Consider the following 17,349-nt stretch of genomic DNA (forward strand, 5'->3'; position numbering starts at 1 on the left):
TCTTGTTTTAAGTTTTTTAATTGTTCCATTTGAATTTATAATGATGAAATTTTGAACTCCAATTTTTTTTGAAAATAGTATAATCATTATTTTTTCTTTTGTATGACTATTTTTATAGTAATGAAAGCTGATAGAAAAACTGTTATATCTTGATTGATTTTTAATGTATTTTCATGTTTATTTGTGCTTGATATTGAAAATTCTCTTATTTTCTTTGTAAAGCATGTTAATTATTTTAATACTTATTTCATATATTTATTTACCATGATGTTGTCTTATTATATATTTATTTTATGAATTTTTTAAGCAATATAAGTCGTCCAATTATGATTTTGGCTCCAATGGAAGATGTAACAGATACTGTTTTTAGAAATTTAATTCATTTGATAAGCAATGGGAAGGATGGACCTGATATTTATTTTACCGAATTTATTTCTGTAAAAGGACTTTTGAATAAATCAAGGCAGTCAATTCAGCATATTTTAACAAAAAATGACGAACTTAAGAGACCGTTAATTGCTCAAATTTGGGGCAAAGATCCTGATGAATTTTTTAAGGCAATAGAAATTTTAAGCAATTTGGGATTTTGGGGTATTGACCTTAATATGGGTTGTCCTAAGAGAAAGATAGTTAAAAAGGGAGTTTGTTCTGCTTTAATTAATAATAAATCCTTAGCGCGTGAGATAATTATTGCAAGTAAAGAGGCATGTTTGAAATTTGGATTGCCTCTTAGTGTTAAAACAAGACATGGATTTTTTGACTCTGAGGTTGAAGATTGGTTAGGATTTTTGCTGAAATTAGGCATTGATATGCTGACTGTGCATCCCAGGCTTGCTATTAATCAAAGTGAAGGATCTATAGATGTTGTTGTATTTGGTGAGGTTGTTAAGCTTAGGAATCAAATCAATCCTTCTACGTTAGTTATTGGCAATGGAGATATTTTAAGTTTAAAGCAAGCACATCAAATTGTAAGAAAGTATTCTATTGATGGGGTAATGTTTGGTCGTGGGATTTTTAGGAATTTAAACTTATTTAGAGAAGGTTTACCTAACTTTTTAAATAATAATTTGAATTTTAGGTTAAATATATTAAAATTTCATATAACAGATTTTCATTCTACTTGGGGTATTACTAAGGATTTTAATAAACTTAAAAAATACTTCAAAATTTATTTTAATGAAGATGAGAGAGATAGTGAGTATTTTTATAATATTATGAATTCAAATAATTATGATGAACTTTTTGAAAATCTAAGACGAATGGATGTTATAGGAGATGAGCTTAAGTAATGAGTGATAAACTTTCAAAAAATTATGATCCTAGGATTTTTGAAGATAAGATTTATAAAAAATGGCTAAATAATGGTGTGTTTAGTGCCAATGCAGGGCTTGAATTCAGATTTAGCATGGTAGCGCCTCCTCCAAATGTTACAGGTATTCTTCATATGGGGCATGCTCTTAATTTTACTTTGCAAGATATTCTTGTTCGTTACAAAAGAATGCAGGGGGCTGATACTCTTTGGCTTTTTGGAACAGATCATGCTGGGATTGCAACTCAAGCGGTTTTTGAAAGACAGCTCAGAGAGCTTGGAAAAAGTAAGGATGATTTTAGTCGTGAGGAATTTGTTGAAGAAATTTTTAAATTAAAAGATAAGCATAGAGCAATAATTGTTAATCAAATAGAAAAACTTGGAGCGTCTTATGATCACTCTAGAGAGAGATTTACTCTTGATGCTGAGCTTTGTCAGGCTGTTAATAAAGTTTTTATTGATTTATATAATAAAGGCTTAATTTATAGGGGAGAATATCTTGTAAACCTTGATCCTGGATCTGGAAGTGTTGTTAGTGATGAAGAAGTCGAGTATAGAGAAGTTGTTGGAAAGATTTATTTTGTTAAATATTTGTTAGATGATGATAATTTTATTGAGGTTGCAACCACTAGACCTGAGACAATATTTGGAGATGTGGCTGTTGCTGTTAATCCTAATGATGATCGTTATAAATCTTTAATTGGTAAATATGTGACAGTGCCTATTGCAAATCGAAAGGTTAGGGTAATAGCAGATAATTATGTTGATATGGAATTTGGTAGTGGTGCTTTAAAAATAACACCTGCCCATGATCCTAATGACTTTGAAATTGCAAAGAGGCATGATATTCCTAAAATAAATATTTTAACTAGGGATGCAAAACTTAATGAAAATGTTCCAATTGAGTATCAAGGCTTAAACGTTAGCACTGCAAGGAGTAAGATAGAAAGAGATTTAAGAGAAAAAGGATTATTAATAGGTGTTAAGAGTCATAAACACCAGGTTGGGCATTGTCATAGATCTGGAGAGATTATTGAGCCTTATTTATCGAATCAATGGTTTGTAAGAATGAGGCCTTTGGCTGATAATGCTTTAAAAGCTTTAATGAACGGTGAGATTAGATTTTTCCCTAAAAAATGGGAAAATACATATAAACATTGGCTACTGAATATTAGAGATTGGTGTATATCTAGACAGTTAGTTTGGGGGCACAGAATTCCTGCTTGGTATGATGTTGAGACAGGGGAAGTTATTATTAGTGAGATTAATCCTTCCTTAAGTGAAGAGTATAAGGACAGGAATTTTGTTAGAGATCCAGATGTGCTTGATACTTGGTTTTCTTCTTGGCTATGGCCGTTTTCTTCTCTTGGCTGGCCAGAAGTTACTTTTGATTTCAAGAATTATTACCCTACAAATACCTTAATTACTGCTTATGACATAATATTTTTTTGGGTAGCACGAATGGTAATGGCAGGTCTTGAATTTACAGAACAGGTACCATTTAGAGATATATACATAACACCTCTTTTAAGAGATAAAAAGGGTAGAAAGATGTCAAAGTCTTTAGGTAATGGCATAGATCCTCTTGAAATTATCGAACAGTATGGAAGTGATGCTTTGCGTTTTACTCTTGCATTTTTGTCTGTGCAAGGCCAGGATTTGAATATTGATACTAAAGATTTTATGTTTGGAGCTAAATTTGCAAATAAAGTATTTAATGCTTCTAAATTTATTTTGGCAAATTTAGAGGGTAGAGTAGTATTAGATAAGTTGGAGTTGGATGATGTTGATAAATGGTTACTTACAAGTTTAAATTCAACCGTTGCAGTTCTGGATTGGGCTTTTAAAAATTATAAGTATAATGAGGCCACTAAAGCTGTGTATGAGTTTTTTTGGAATGATTTTTGTGATTGGTACATTGAGATTAGTAAAATTAATTTAGCTAATGATGATACTAATCTTCAGAATATGGCTATTTCTAAACTGATTTTTTTTTTGAAAGAATCTTTAATAATTATGCATCCGTTTATACCGTTTATTACTGAAGAAATTTATTCTAAGTTGATGTTCTCAGAAGATAATGTATTGGCTTTAGCAAAGTATCCTGAGGCTGTTAGTCAGAGAAATTTTAAGGAAGAGTTTCAGCATTTTAATTTATTGAAAGAATTTATTGTGTCTATTAGAACGCTTAGGAGTGAATTTAGTATAGTTTCGAGTATTAAGATTAATGTTGCTCTGAAGTTTGGTGATACTTTTAAATGTGAGAAATATTTTAGGAAACATGAACATATTGCAAAAAAACTTATTAACTTTGATTTAATATTTTATAATGAAAATTATGAAAATATGATAGGTGTTCCTAATGTTGGTTTTGAGAGTTTTGCAGATATTAAGTATCTAATAGATACTGATAAAGAACTTTTAAGGCTTAGTAAAAAGTTAGAAAAATATGAGAGACTTAAATGTTCAACTTTGGCAAAGCTTAAAAATCAAGATTTCTTGTTAAATGCTCCCGATGAGATTGTTGATCTTGAGAATTCAAAATTAGAAGAGTTTGATTCTTTCATTTTAAAAATTAACAATTATGTAGATAATCTAAAAAAGGGTAGCAAGCTTCTAGCTATACATAAAGATATTCAAATAAACTAAATGCTATAAATTAAATATTTGTGGCTTTGTAAATACAACAGAACTAAAAGTAACATCTATAGCTATTTAAATATGTCTTAAAACTTATTTTGTCTTGTTAACTTCTTATCATATTTTAGAAAAATTTATTTGTTATTCTTTTTGTGCTTTTATCATATGTCTTTTATTGTTAAATCCTTTTATTATAGAGTAATTAAAATTAGCTAGTTTTAGTCCATCTTTTACAATTCTTGCTGCGGAAAATGTTGAAAGTTTTGTTCCAATTTTGCTCTTTTGAGAAATTATGCTAAATATTTCTTTATTCCACATTTTGAGATTTTTTCTTGGACTAAATCCATCTAAGAACCAGTAATCTATGTATTTTGGGACTTCTTTAAGTTTCTGTCCAACGTCTCCAACTAGGATTTTTAAACTGATATTGTCTGTTATTTTAAATTTTATGTTTTTTTTTGGTATATTAGGGTATTTTTTAAGCAATGTCTTGAAATAAGACATGTCTTTGCTAAAAAATTGTGATATTTTGTTAATTTGTTCTTTTGTTAGTGGAAACTTTTCAATTGAGTAATAATTAATTTTTGCTTTGATATTATTTTCTTTTACATGCTTTAAAAGTGCTATGAAATTAAGTCCACTTCCAAATCCTAATTCTGCAATTGTTGTACTTTGTAGTTTCAAAAGTTCTTTATCTAAGTCGCAACCTTTAATGAATACGTAAACACTCTCTTCAAGCCCGTACAGGGGATTATAGTAAATATCCTCAAATTTACTTGAATATATAGTTTTACCCTTGAACTTTAGTTTATTCATTTAATTCTTACTCATAAATAAGCCATGAAATAGCTTTGTTTATGAAAATTACCTTTTTTAAAAGAAATGTCATAATCCTTGCATATAATAGACTGATTTTGATTTGTTTGACTAGGATAATAGAATGTAAACCAATAATTTTTAGTTTCTTGTCTTTTAAGAGAAACTAACTTTAATTTTTAGTTTCTCTTATTCTTTATTCTTCTATAATAGCTATTATTTCTTTTGCTTTTAGAATTAAATGTTCCTTTTCATTAATCTTTACAGCCGCTCCAGCATACTTTTCATAAAGTACTACATCTCCAACTTTAACAGTGATTTCTTCTTTATTGGAGCCAATAGCTATTACCGTTCCAATATTTGTTTTCTCTTTTGCATTCTCTGGTAGATATAATCCTGAAGTTGTTTTACTGTCGGCTTCTTTTATTTTTATTAGAACTCTATCACTTAAAGGTTTAATATTTTTCATTTTCAAACATCTCCTTAATTTGATAATATAAATATACGAAAAAGTGAAGTATTAAGTCAATATATTTATGTAATACTTGAAACTTCGTTTAATTTTAAAGATAATTTTTTAATAGAATATCAAGTTTAGGTGGAAAAATAGTTTGATAACAGTAAGTAATTTAGAAGTTGCATTTGGAGAAAGAATTTTATTTAAAGATGTTAATATCAAGTTTTTTTCTGGAAATTGTTATGGCATAATTGGAGCTAATGGTGCAGGAAAGAGTACCTTTTTAAAGGTTTTAGGTGGGACCATTGAACCTAGCAAGGGTGAGGTGTTGATTGCTAAAAATCAAAGAATGGCTGTGCTTGAGCAGAATCAGTTTGCTTATGATGATTTCAAGGTTATTGATACTGTGATTATGGGTCACAAGAAGCTTTATGCTGTGCAAAGGGAGAGAGATGAGATTTATGAAAAGCCTGATTTTAGCGATGAGGATGGAATCAGAGCCGGGGAACTTGAAGCTGAATTTGCTGAGTTTGGGGGATATGAAGCTGAGTCTAATGCTGCAGTACTTCTTAAGGGATTAGGCATAAATGAGTCACTTCATTCTATTTTAATGAGAGATATTGAGGCAGCTTTAAAGGTAAGAGTGCTATTAGCACAGGCTATTTTTGGAGATCCTGATATATTACTTCTTGATGAACCTACTAATAATCTTGATATTCAATCAATTAAGTGGTTAGAAGAATTTTTGATTAATTTTGAAAATACAGTTATTGTTGTATCACATGATAGACACTTTTTAAATCAGGTTTGTACTCATATTGTTGATATTGATTATGGAAAGATTCAAATTTATCTTGGTAATTATGATTTTTGGTATGAAACTAGTCAAATTCTTAATAAGCAATTAAAAGATGCCAAAAAACGATCTGAAGAAAAAATTGCAGAACTTAAGGCTTTTATTCAAAGATTTTCAAGTAATGCATCAAAATCTAGGCAAGCAACTTCAAGGAAGAAGTTAATTGATAAGATTAAAGTTGAGGATTTAAAGCCTTCTTTAAGAAAGTTTCCTTATCTTAACTTTAAGAGTGAAAGGGAGCTTGGAAAAAATGTTATTACAATTAAGAATTTGACTAAGGAATTTGAAGGACGACATATTTTAAACAATTTTAACATTATTATAGAACCTGGGCAAAAGGTTGTCTTTTTGGGAAGTCCAATCTCAGCAAGTTCTTTTTTTGATATAATTTCCAATGAAGACAGAGATTATAAAGGGCATTATGAATGGGGTACTACTGTTAATTTTGCGTATTTTAAGAAAGATAATGAAAGATATTTTAATGTTGATTTAAGCTTGATAGATTGGTTAAGACAGTATTCAAAAGAACAAGATGAAACTTATATTAGAGGATTTTTAGGAAGAATGCTTTTTAGTCAAGATGAGGCTTTAAAAAAGGTTAATGTTCTATCAGGGGGTGAAAAAGTAAGATGTATGCTTTCAAAGATAATGCTTAGTGGAGCTAATGTATTATTATTAGATCAGCCAACTAATCATTTAGATCTTGAGGCCATTACATCTTTAAATACTGGTCTTCAAGATTTTAAAGGGGTTGTGTTATTCACATCTCATGACCATCAATTTATTGATACTATTGCTAATAGGATTATTGAATTTACGCCTAATGGAATAATTGATCGTTTTATGACTTTTTCAGAGTATGTTGATGATTCTAAGGTCAAGGAATTAAGGGATAGGCTTTGTGAAGGACATACCAGTTTAAAACTTTAATTTTATATGTTGGACCGTTACAGCATTTTTGTAGTATTCAAGGCAAGTATTTGTATTTTTGTATTTTTAAGTAATTGCTTTGTCATTTCAGCAGATGTTAATCTTTATTTTCAGAAAGCTTTAACAGGGCAGATCTTAGGGAATCCTATTCTTGATGAGAGGCTTAATACTGTTACAGTGTTGACAAAGGATAGATGGTTAACTACCTATACTATGTCTTTAAATAAACAATATTCTTATAGATTAAATCGTACCCCGTATCCTTTCCTTTTAAAAGATTTTGGCAGTGGTTATTATGTTATTACAGTACGTAATGAGGTTCAAAAAATTAGAAGAGGTAAGCTTATCTGGAAATATAATTTAGGAGTGCCTCCTGTAAAAGCCCCTTCAATAGGGAATGGTTATATTTTAATTCCTAAGATTGATGAGAAAGTTATTGCTTTAAGACTTGGGGATGGTCAAAAAGTTTTTGAGTTGGATATAGAAGGGAAGGCTGTGACATCTTCTGTTGTTCTGGAGAATGGCAATTTTTATATTGCAAATGAAAATTATAAAATGTTTGCTTTTAATTCAGGGGGAGAAAAAATATGGAGCTCTGATCTTATGTCTTTTCCCAATGTATTAATGATAAGTACTAATAATGAGATAATTGTTGGATATCAATCTGGAGATGTAGCTGTGTATAATAGCGATTTTGGTGATATGTTAAGTTCCATTAGGTTGAGTCATCCCATTAATTTTTTATTTGAAAAGTTTAATGGAGAATATATTGCAGTTTCTGATGTTGGGGTTTGTTTTAGTTTAAGTAAAAACCTTGAGCTTATGTTCTTTAGAAATTTACGTTTAAAGCTTAAGGAAGCTGTGCTTTATGATAATAAAAATCTTTTTATTGTAATGAAGTCAGATGGAGTTTGGGCTCTTGATGAATATTTTAAACCTGTTGATAGTTATGATGAGATAAAGGATATATCGGGACTTGTAGCTAATGTTGGAATAATTGCTACGGGCGGAGTTAATTGGATATTAACTACTTATTATTATGAATATAAGGATGAGCTTGATGTTACTGTTTGGAACCATACATTAGGTAATAGATATCATCAAAATAGGATAGATTTTAGAGAAAAGTCTTTAGTAGATCATGAAGATATTTATTTGGTTCTTGATGAAATGTTGAACTCTACATATAGTAATAGTACTTATAATAACTTTTTAAGTATTCTAGATTCTCTAATAATGAAATATGGTAGCTTTCCAAAAAAGTATTTGGATTTATATAAAAAAGCTGTGAATAATTGGCTTGCTCCAAGAAATGGTATTGATAGAATATCTCAAAGAGGTCAACTTTATAAATATTTTATGTATGTTGATGATGTATCTTCGGTTAAGAGTTTTATCAATATGGCAATTAAGGAAAAAGATATTAGTAATGTAATTCAATTGGTTGAAAGTATTGCTAAATTTGAATATTATCATGGGGAAGATGATCTTGTATATAATTATATTCAGTATATAGTATTAAATTATCAAGGCAATCTAGAGATAGCGTATGCTGTTCTTATAAGCTTGCGCAAGATAATTTTGAATTCTACAGAGGATAATCTTAAAAAGTATAGAAACAAATATTTAACCCTTTTAAAGTTTATCAAACGACAAAATTTTTCTGAAAAGATTAACCGGTTTGTTAATGAAATTATTGTGCGTCTTTGATTCATTTTGTGACTAATTTTATGTTATTATTTATTAGATACATATGTTATTATGTTTTTAAATTGATATTTGATTTATACTGATTTAGTTAGTGGTAGGGTTTATCGTTCACTAGGGGGATTTTTATTATGAAAGTAATACAGATAGTTTTTATGTCTTTATTTATCTTTTTGAATGTTTTTACTTTTAATGCTAGAGAAGTTGATAAAAAGAGGTTAAAAGATTTTGTTAATATGGATCTTGAATTTGTTAATTATCGGGGTCCTTATGATTCTACAGATACGTATCAACAAATAGTAGGTATTGGTGAATTTTTAGCGAAAAATTTAACCAATAACAAATCTAATTATTATAAAAAATATTATGTTAATAGGTACATTGAGAGTAATGATGAGAAGAGTAGCTCAGATGTTTTTCTTATTAGTGAAAGTTCTTCTCTTGATAGTATCTTAAATCTTAGAAGAATACTTACGGGATATTTGATGGGAGCTTTTAATTATAGTAAAGATAGTGCAGCTTTACTCGCTAAAGCTATTACAATATATAATGCTGTTTACCGTGGTGATTTGGACTATTATAGTGATGCTTATATTCAGCCTGCTATTGAAGGTTTAAGTAAAGATAATGTAGGACTGTCAAGAGTTTATAGCCAGTGGGCTGGAAAAACTTGTATTTTTATTCCTTTTAAGAGAAATATTTTATCAGGAAGTATTGAATCAGAGGTTGATCTTGACAAAATAGTTACAGAGAAGGTAGTTGGGGCGCTTTTAAATGAAAATGAAGAAATTCAAACAGATTTTGCAAGGGAGCTGACTGATGTTCAGGACGAAATTCGTGATGTTGATCAGGATAAGGTTGATATTGAGTTTGATACTTTGAAAAGTATTAATGATGAGTTAACTGAGACTATTGATAACTTAAGGGAGCAACTTAATAAGTCTGTTGATGACATTGAGAATGAGAACATTAAGAAGCAAATTGATGATAAGATGCTTGATAGGGATGCTTTAAAGAATAAAGCAAGTGGACTTGAAAAGTCTCAGAAGAAATTAGATGATTCTCAGCAAAAATTAGATAAGCAAAGGGATGCAGTTAAAAATAAGATACAGGAAAAACTTGAGAAGGAAAACAAACATAAAAATTTGCCAAAACCTGGAGAGATAAATTCTCCAAAAGTAGATGAGAAATTGCAGTTAACTGAAGCTATTGATAATTTGAGGGAGCAACTTAATAAGTCTGTTGATGACATTGAGAATGAGAACATTAAGAAGCAAATTGATGATAAGATGCTTGATAGGGATGCTTTAAAGAATAAAGCAAGTGGACTTGAAAAGTCTCAGAAGAAATTAGATGATTCTCAGCAAAAATTAGATAAGCAAAGGGATGCAGTTAAAAATAAGATACAGGAAAAACATGAGAAGGAAAACAAACATAAGAATTTGCCAAAACCTGGAGAGATAAATTCTCCAAAAGTAGATGAGAAATTGCAGTTAACTAAAACTGTTAAAGACTTGAAGAAGCAACTTAAAAAAGCTACCTTTGATGTATCTAAGAGAACTCCTATTATTATAAATAACAAATCTACTCAAAGTAGTAGTTTTGATAAACCTCCTTTAGATTCTAAAGTTCAACTGGATCAACCCAAAGATATAAGTAAATTGCCTCTTAAGGATGAGAATCATAAATCTGTATTCTTAGAGATTATTAATCCAAATACTAATTTGGGAGTTCTACGATTTATTGACTCGGATGAAGATAAATTGGCAAAGACTTCTCAATATGGTGTTAGAAGGTATGGATTTTATGAGAGAGATGATGATTTTGTAGTGATAAGACTTTGTTCAGGTGTTGCAAAGCTTCAGTTGCTTAGTAAATTAGAAAATTTAAAAGTTAAATCTGAAGCAGATTTTAATTTAAATAGAGATTCTTCTCTTTTTGTTGATTCAAGAATGATTTTGGTAGTTGTTAAAGATAATAATGTTTGGAAATTGGCAAAATTTTCTCCAAAGGATTTGAGCAAGTTTGTTCTCTCGGAAGATGAAATTTTTCCATTTACAAGTTTTACTGTTAATACAAAGTATGTTTATTTGCAAGATTCATCTAAGAATATTATTACTTTGGATCTAAATACTTTGAAGAAAGCACCTTAAATAATTTTTTTGATTTCAACAGCGTTTGAGTAATTTAGAAAGAAAAGATTTTGGATTCTTTTCATCTTATGGGAAGAATCGGGACAGTGAGATTCGAACTCACGATCCCCTGCTCCCAAAGCAGGTGCCTTACCACTAGGCCATGTCCCGAAAAAATTACTGCGCCAATTAGGACTCGAACCTAAAACCTACAGATTAGAAGTCTGTTGCTCTATCCAATTGAGCTATTAGCGCTTTTGAGCCTAAAGTTGAGTATATCATGTTGAAAAATCCTTGTCAATAAAATTATTGTCACTTATATTTTGTTAGGATTATGTATGTTTTATAATTGTTTTATGCTTAACATTGATTTAATTATAGATGAAGCTTTGTCTAGATATCCAGATGTTAAACCTTTTTTGACTTTTAGAAATGATTATGAGCTTTTAATAATGGTAATTTTGAGTGCAAGGACAACTGATAATATGGTGAATAAAATTGCACCTGAGCTTTTTAAAAGATACGGAGATTTTGAAAGTTTAGCCAATGCTGACTTGATAGATGTTGAGAGATTAATTTATAAGTTAGGGTTTTATTCTAATAAATCTAAAAATATTATTAACTGTGCACGAATGATTTTAGAAAGTTTTAAAGGTGTTATTCCTGATAATATTTTTGATCTTGTATCTTTGCCAGGAGTAGGTAGAAAAACAGCTAATGTTATTCTTGGAGTTGTTTATGATAAGCCTGCTATAATTGTGGATACTCATTTTAGCAGAGTTGTGATTAGACATGGACTTACAATTGAGAGAACACCCTTAAAAATTGAATTGGATTTAAAGAGGAAAATAGCTTCTGATAAACAATATAGATTTTCTATGGCTATTAATAAGCATGGAAGAGATATTTGTACGTCACGCAGTAAAACCTGTAATAGTTGTTTTTTAGAAAAATTTGCACCAAGAGTGGTTTAATTTTGGTTTCATGATGAAATAAAAGATTTTGTGTATGTTTTAAGTTTTAAGCTTATTGGTGTTAGTATGATGTTAATAGTGATTAATATAATTAATGGATTGCCCCATATCCAAAAGTATTCTTTTCCCATTTCCATGTATTGTAAAAGTTCTCCAAGACTAGGATAAGAGCTTTTGTCTGCTTTTTGTAAGAAACTTACTATTTCAAATGTAGTTAGACTCTTTGAAATTTGTAGAGGGATTATCGATGATATTGATGAAAAAACTTCTGGGAATATGTGATGTATTATTATTCTAGATTGACTTGCACCAAGAGTCTTACTTGCTTTTATATAATCAAGGTTTTTAATTATCAGTGTATTGTTTCTTGCTATGAATGAAAATTTAATCCATCCATGTATTAAGGCTAAAGTAACTGCAACTTCCAATATATTATAATTTTTTTGTTTTGCAAAGTAGTGAAAAATTAGCATTAATATGTAAGAAAATGGTATTGTTTGTAGTGTTTCTATTAGTTTTGAAATGATCAAACAAGTTTTAAATTTGAAATTTCCTATTGTTATTCCTATAAAGAGTCCAATTATTGCAGAAATTGTTGCATAACTAAATGATAGTAAAATAGAATTTCTAGTGGCAAGTATTAGTCTTGCTAGTATATCTCTGCCCATTTTGTCCGTTCCCAAAGGATTTTTGTCTGTTGGTGGTTGAGGTCGTTCATTGCTTGGTTGATTGTATATTTTATTCGGATCTTTTTTATATATTGCGAATTTTGAATTTTCGTTAATTAGTTTAGGAGTTATTATTAAAAATAAAGAGAATATTCCTAATAGTATTGATAACATGATATGTGGCTTTTTTAATTTATGCATCATTCTAATATACCTTTATAGGGATTAAAATGATATATCAAAAGATCACTTATTAAATTTGTTATGAGCATAATAAAGACCCCAACGAATAATAAATCTCTGTAAACAATATAATCATTATTTTTTATTGCATTAATTGTTAGAGCCCCAATTCCATCAATTCCAAACATTGTCTCAATGAAAAACGAACCAAAGAAAGCTGTTGCAAGGACAGATCTAAGGTGAGTAATTAGTGGGATTAGAGATGGAATTAATGCATGTAGTGTTATTATTTTAAAATTTTTTATTCCTCTTGATTTTGCAGTTGTTATATAGAATTCAGACAAATTTTTATCAATAGATTGTTTAAAAATTACAGCATTAAATATAAAAAATGAAAAAAACCATGTAAATCCGCCTATTATTAAATTTTTTGGGTTTGTTTTTAGATAGTAAAGTAAAGAAGTTATTAATATTACAGTCAAATTTATTGGTAATGAATGCAAGAATAACATCATATATTCTAAGATATTATTTAACATTTTATTTTTGACAAATAAAGTCCAAATGAGAATGAAAAAAATGGCTATTAAGTAAGACAGTATAAGGCCTGGAATTGATATTTTTAGTGTGTTCTTTATTTTGCTAAAAATTACACTCATTGGTGATTTTCCTTTTATAAGTGGGGAGTTATAAGTTGTTCCCCATATTAATCCTTTATACTTTGTTTTGTAGACTATGTATAAGTTGCCTGCAATATGTTTGGCAAAATGATCTTTGCTTAAGGGTTTGTTTGAGTTAAAATCATATGTTAATTCATAGCTTTCAATGCTCTTAAGTATTCCAATATATTCCAAATAATCTCTGAATATATTTTTTTGCATAAATGGAATGTTGAAATTTATATCCGAAAACATATTTAGTATTGATATGCAAAAAAATGTTGATAAAATGGCATTAATCAACGTGAATAATATATTTTTTAGAATTAGTGTAGCTGTAACTTTACCTTCCTTTGCTAAAAGTAGTTATTTTGTCAAAATAACTTAATAGGAAATAAAAAATAAATGAAATTACTATTGAAATTAAGTAAAAATTTTGGCCTATGTTTTTATTTCCTAATGTATGTTTTGTATTTAAAAAATTGCCTTGGTAGTAATTTTCATCTTCTTCGTCAAGATGTTTTATGATGATGGAGTTTTTAGGATAATATCCTATTTTACTTGCCTCTCTTAAAATTGTTGGCTTAGATATTTTCAAGTTAATATATCTTTTCTTTAAGGTTTTTTGTATTTCTTTTAATTTTTCAATATGGTTTTTTATCAAAATTAGGCTGTTGTTCAATTTTTTATAGTTCACAATTCCCATTTCTCCAAATATTGGTGTAATTGTAAAATAACTTATTATTCCTATATAAATGGATAATATAATTTTTTTTGTTAAAGCCATATTATCTTTACCTTGTAATTATATCTTTAATATATTATATTTACAAGTATATGGTTTTTAGATATTGGTATTTATAGTGTTTATTTGATAGATTTGGAGAAGAAACATTAATATGACAAATCATAAAAATTCTTTTTTTATCAAGCAAGGACCTGAAGAAGTTGATTTTGATATGGATAGTGTGTTTGTACATCATTCAGTTATTGATAGAATTGGTAACCATCCTTCTGAGGAATTTAAGGATCTTTTAGATGAGAAATTATTAAAACTTGATTATTCTTTAAAGCAAAGGCATGGTGAGTTAGTTGATTATTTAAAAAAGGTTGAGGGTCGTATTTCAAGGTTCGAAGAGCAAATACTTGGACGTAGTTTTAGTTCTCTTCAAGAATTTGATAATCCTAATTTGAAAGCAATTAGCTTTATAGGCTCTCAGGATGAAGCTAATGTTAAAGATAATGAGTTTAGCGAGTTAGTCAAAAAAGAAAATAATTTGCCAAGTGTTTCACTTGATCAAGAAGAGCTAGATGCTTTGCTTGGAGGTCTTAATGAGATTTCAATAAATAACAAAAAAGGTTTTGGTAGTAGTAATGATTTGGAAAATGATTTAGATATTGGTGTTTCTTTTGAGAAAACTCCTAAAAATGAGTCTAATATTTTGGATGTTAATCACAATTTATCCTCAATAGCAGAAAGTTTTACACATAATGTTGTTGATACTTTATTAAGTAAAGAAGATGGAATATCTTTAGGTGTTGATTTTGCTAAATCGCATGATGATGTTTCATTAGATAAATCTTCTTCTCTTGGTGTAGCCAATGTTGTTAATAGTGATGATGGTAAATCTCAGAATCTGATGATAATCTCAGGTGAAGATGATAAAGTTTTAACAAATGTTCTTGTTGATAGGAAGCCTGTTAATGTTGGTTTAAAAATAAATGATAATTCTCATTTAGATAGTTTTTCTCTTAATGAGAATTCTTCCAATGTAAAGAGTTTGCAGGAAAAAAATACTTCATATGATGATGTTCAAGATAACTTAGAAAAAGTTGATTATTTTTTAGATAATGGCTTAGACAAAGTTAAATCTTTAGATAAGGATTCAGATGATTTAAAGAGTGAAAAGTTTAAGGAAAAAAATGAAAAATTAAGTGATTTTGATGAGATTACTGTTCATAAAATGGATAGTGTAAGTTTGGATTTGGATGTATCCTTGAATAAAGGAAGTGATAGTATTGATGATGGTGGCTTAAAGCAAAATAAGGAAGTTGATAATATTTCTTCTGATTTGAAGAAACTTGATAATTTTGAAGATGTTTTAAAGGCAGATTTAGATTGTTTAGATTTGCAAGAACATATTAAAGATTTTGAAGAAGAAAATCTTTATGATAGTAATTTAAGAGATCTAGAAGAAAAATTGGAACAGGATGAAGAATTAGGTTCATCTTCTTTAGAAGAGCAAACCGAGGATGCTGAAAGTGTGAGTATTGCTTCTGATTTTAGTTTTGCTGATGTTGAGACGATAATAAATAAGTTTAATGATAGTGAATACTTAAGTAAAATTAAGTTAAACAATGAAGAACGGGCTGTATTAGTTAGGTTTATTAGTAGGTTAGAAGGGGATCTTGAATCTAAATCTGGGAGTAATAATTTTACAATTAAGAGAGAATATGAGATTTTGCAAAAAATTAAGCGTTTGTTCGTAAGAGAGTAGGAATATCTACTTAATTAGATACTATTTTTTATTTTTTATTGCTTCAATTTTATTTTTGTTTTTAACTTTCTTTTATTTTATTAATAAATTTTTAAATCAGATTAATTTTAATCTTGATGATTTGATAGATGATGTGAGATCCTATAATATAAGTTTTTTTAAAGATTTAAATCTAGACTATTATTTCGAGCAAACTTTATTTGAAGATGATTTGGTTAACTCTTATTATTTACTTTCATCAGTTAATGGGATGATAGTTTATAAATCAAAAGATAATTCGATTTATAAACTATCGGATAAATTAGAATCAACTTCTTTGAAGAATAGTATTTTTATAAAAAAAGTTAAGATTAATTTTGAATTAAATGATGTTCTTGTTACTTTGGTCGTATCTTACAATATCCTGCCAAAGAGCAGGATACTTTATATTTTATGTTCTTATCTTTTTTTAATGTCTTTTTTTTATTTCTGTTTTTCTATCTTTATTCTATGTTGTATACATCGAAATATTAATGGTGATGATCATTGTTGTCTTTTAGATGATCTTCATTAGGAGCATCATCTTTTGTATTTATCTTTTTCTCTAAATTGAAAACCTCAAAAAATGTCCATTTGTTGGTAGTATAATAATATGCATCATTATCTTTTTTCATTAAGATATCTCTATTTTTTTCGTTTTTATTGAAATAAATATCAATATTATTCATACTTTTGTTATCCCATTTTATTTCAACATTATATTGTAACTTATAATCCTTGATTTTGGTTTTATCTATTTCAAGTCCATCTGTTATGAATTCTTGGATCATTTGTAAGATTTTTTCCTTACGTAATACTTCTTGATTGAAAAAGTAAAGACCATCTTTCATGGATACATGATAGTCATTTTGTATTGCATCTTCTTCATCTTTTTTGGGTTTATTAATTACTTTTAAGGATAGGTGTTCTATTTTTGTGTTTTTTGCTTCAAAAAGTTTAGTATTTGCAAATGTATTATAAGAGTTGCCTTTGTATGATAAAAAGATGTTGTTTGTTAAATATACATTTTTATCGCTACCTTTGATGTAAGATAGTCTTGAATCTCCTTCTCCTGAATTTCCAATAAATATTTCTGTTAACAGATTATTCTTATCATCGAAAAATTTGAAATCTGGCTTTTCTTTTATCCCTAGTTCTTTATGTTTTTTTGGGTCTTTACTTACAAGCTTGTTTTTTTGAAGTTTTTCTAAATCTTGAATCATAGAGTTGATTCTTTTTTCATTAATTGGAAGATTTATATCATTGTATTTAAGTTCCCAAACTTTTCCTGATTTTTTGATTGTTCCCTCAAGTTCTGTCTCAATTTTTGCAATTTTATTTAACTCTATTTCAAAAAATTTTTCTTCTAAAAGTCTTGTAACCTTATTCTGATTGGAGAATATTATTCCTAGTAAAAATGTAGATATTAATATTACAATTATTGCTATTTTTATGTTTTCTTTCGTTCCTAACAACGTTTTTTTATTGTCCATAAGCTCTCC

At 28.5% G+C, this 17,349-nt stretch carries 14 protein-coding genes and 2 tRNA genes; 8 read left to right on the plus strand and 8 right to left on the minus strand.

From position 1 onward, the window contains the following. Positions 1-293: 293 nt before the first annotated feature. Together K5Q05_RS03665 and valS are read left to right on the plus strand one after the other, a co-directional pair. On the plus strand, positions 294-1,289 hold the full coding sequence (locus K5Q05_RS03665) for a tRNA dihydrouridine synthase (RefSeq protein ID WP_025443480.1): 996 nt from the start codon (positions 294-296) through the stop codon (positions 1,287-1,289). Next, a complete protein-coding gene (gene valS, locus K5Q05_RS03670; RefSeq protein WP_099497051.1) occupies positions 1,289-3,958 on the plus strand; it encodes a valine--tRNA ligase in 2,670 nt (889 codons plus the stop codon). The genes K5Q05_RS03665 and valS overlap by 1 nt, the downstream gene beginning before the upstream one ends. Before the next feature lie 132 nt (positions 3,959-4,090). Here valS and mnmC2 read toward each other — a convergent pair whose 3' ends face one another. Both mnmC2 and groES read right to left on the minus strand, forming a co-directional pair. Beyond that, positions 4,091-4,765, minus strand: a complete 675-nt coding sequence (mnmC2, locus tag K5Q05_RS03675) for a tRNA (5-methylaminomethyl-2-thiouridine)(34)-methyltransferase MnmC2 (protein WP_025443479.1) — start codon at positions 4,763-4,765, stop codon at positions 4,091-4,093. A 196-nt stretch (positions 4,766-4,961) separates the two neighbouring features. Further along, complete coding sequence (gene groES, locus K5Q05_RS03680; RefSeq protein WP_020955103.1) at positions 4,962-5,234, minus strand: co-chaperone GroES; 273 nt, start codon at positions 5,232-5,234, stop codon at positions 4,962-4,964. A gap of 142 nt (positions 5,235-5,376) precedes the next feature. Between groES and K5Q05_RS03685 the strand changes: the two genes are divergently transcribed. The 3 genes from K5Q05_RS03685 to K5Q05_RS03695 all read left to right on the plus strand — a co-directional run bounded on the left by K5Q05_RS03685 (position 5,377) and on the right by K5Q05_RS03695 (position 10,868). Continuing rightward, on the plus strand, positions 5,377-7,008 hold the full coding sequence (locus K5Q05_RS03685) for an ABC-F family ATP-binding cassette domain-containing protein (RefSeq protein ID WP_025443478.1): 1,632 nt from the start codon (positions 5,377-5,379) through the stop codon (positions 7,006-7,008). Between the two features lie 6 nt (positions 7,009-7,014). Then, positions 7,015-8,718 carry an outer membrane protein assembly factor BamB family protein gene (locus tag K5Q05_RS03690; protein WP_025443477.1) on the plus strand — a complete coding sequence of 568 codons (1,704 nt, stop codon included), beginning with the start codon at positions 7,015-7,017 and terminating at the stop codon, positions 8,716-8,718. Between the two features lie 128 nt (positions 8,719-8,846). Next, positions 8,847-10,868, plus strand: a complete 2,022-nt coding sequence (locus K5Q05_RS03695) for a P83/100 family protein (protein ID WP_025443476.1) — start codon at positions 8,847-8,849, stop codon at positions 10,866-10,868. 78 nt (positions 10,869-10,946) lie between these two features. Here the strand turns inward: K5Q05_RS03695 and K5Q05_RS03700 are convergent. Beyond that, positions 10,947-11,018: transfer RNA gene (locus K5Q05_RS03700), tRNA-Pro, on the minus strand. A gap of 10 nt (positions 11,019-11,028) precedes the next feature. Continuing rightward, positions 11,029-11,102: transfer RNA gene (locus tag K5Q05_RS03705), tRNA-Arg, on the minus strand. Positions 11,103-11,185: 83 nt separating this feature from the next. Here K5Q05_RS03705 and K5Q05_RS03710 point away from each other — a divergent pair. Then, a complete protein-coding gene (locus K5Q05_RS03710) occupies positions 11,186-11,821 on the plus strand; it encodes an endonuclease III domain-containing protein (RefSeq protein ID WP_025443475.1) in 636 nt (211 codons plus the stop codon). An 8-nt stretch (positions 11,822-11,829) separates the two neighbouring features. On the opposite strand, the gene K5Q05_RS03715 is transcribed toward K5Q05_RS03710, so the two are convergent. The 3 genes from K5Q05_RS03715 to K5Q05_RS03725 all read right to left on the minus strand — a co-directional run bounded on the left by K5Q05_RS03715 (position 11,830) and on the right by K5Q05_RS03725 (position 14,118). Then, on the minus strand, positions 11,830-12,690 hold the full coding sequence (locus tag K5Q05_RS03715) for an ABC transporter permease (RefSeq protein ID WP_025443474.1): 861 nt from the start codon (positions 12,688-12,690) through the stop codon (positions 11,830-11,832). After that, positions 12,690-13,586, minus strand: coding sequence for an ABC transporter permease subunit (locus K5Q05_RS03720; RefSeq protein ID WP_084821527.1), 897 nt, complete (start codon positions 13,584-13,586; stop codon positions 12,690-12,692). Before K5Q05_RS03720 ends, K5Q05_RS03715 begins: the two co-directional genes overlap by 1 nt. A gap of 88 nt (positions 13,587-13,674) precedes the next feature. Beyond that, positions 13,675-14,118 carry a septum formation initiator family protein gene (locus K5Q05_RS03725; protein WP_025443472.1) on the minus strand — a complete coding sequence of 148 codons (444 nt, stop codon included), beginning with the start codon at positions 14,116-14,118 and terminating at the stop codon, positions 13,675-13,677. Positions 14,119-14,230: 112 nt separating this feature from the next. On the opposite strand from K5Q05_RS03725, the gene K5Q05_RS03730 reads away from it, so the two are divergent. Beyond that, positions 14,231-15,829, plus strand: coding sequence for a hypothetical protein (locus K5Q05_RS03730; RefSeq protein ID WP_025443471.1), 1,599 nt, complete (start codon positions 14,231-14,233; stop codon positions 15,827-15,829). Positions 15,830-15,962: 133 nt separating this feature from the next. Next, the gene (locus K5Q05_RS03735; RefSeq protein WP_221019295.1) at positions 15,963-16,382 is read left to right on the plus strand and encodes a hypothetical protein; all 420 of its coding nucleotides are present in this window, start codon (positions 15,963-15,965) and stop codon (positions 16,380-16,382) included. Here the strand turns inward: K5Q05_RS03735 and K5Q05_RS03740 are convergent. After that, entirely contained in the window at positions 16,339-17,340 is a 1,002-nt protein-coding gene (locus tag K5Q05_RS03740) for a DUF4340 domain-containing protein (RefSeq protein WP_025443470.1), read from the minus strand. The two genes, K5Q05_RS03735 and K5Q05_RS03740, sit on opposite strands and share 44 nt — an antisense overlap. Between the last annotated feature and the right edge of the window lie 9 nt (positions 17,341-17,349).

The sequence above is a fragment of the Borrelia miyamotoi genome, assembly GCF_019668505.1.
GTDB classification, from domain to species: Bacteria; Spirochaetota; Spirochaetia; order Borreliales; family Borreliaceae; genus Borrelia; species Borrelia miyamotoi.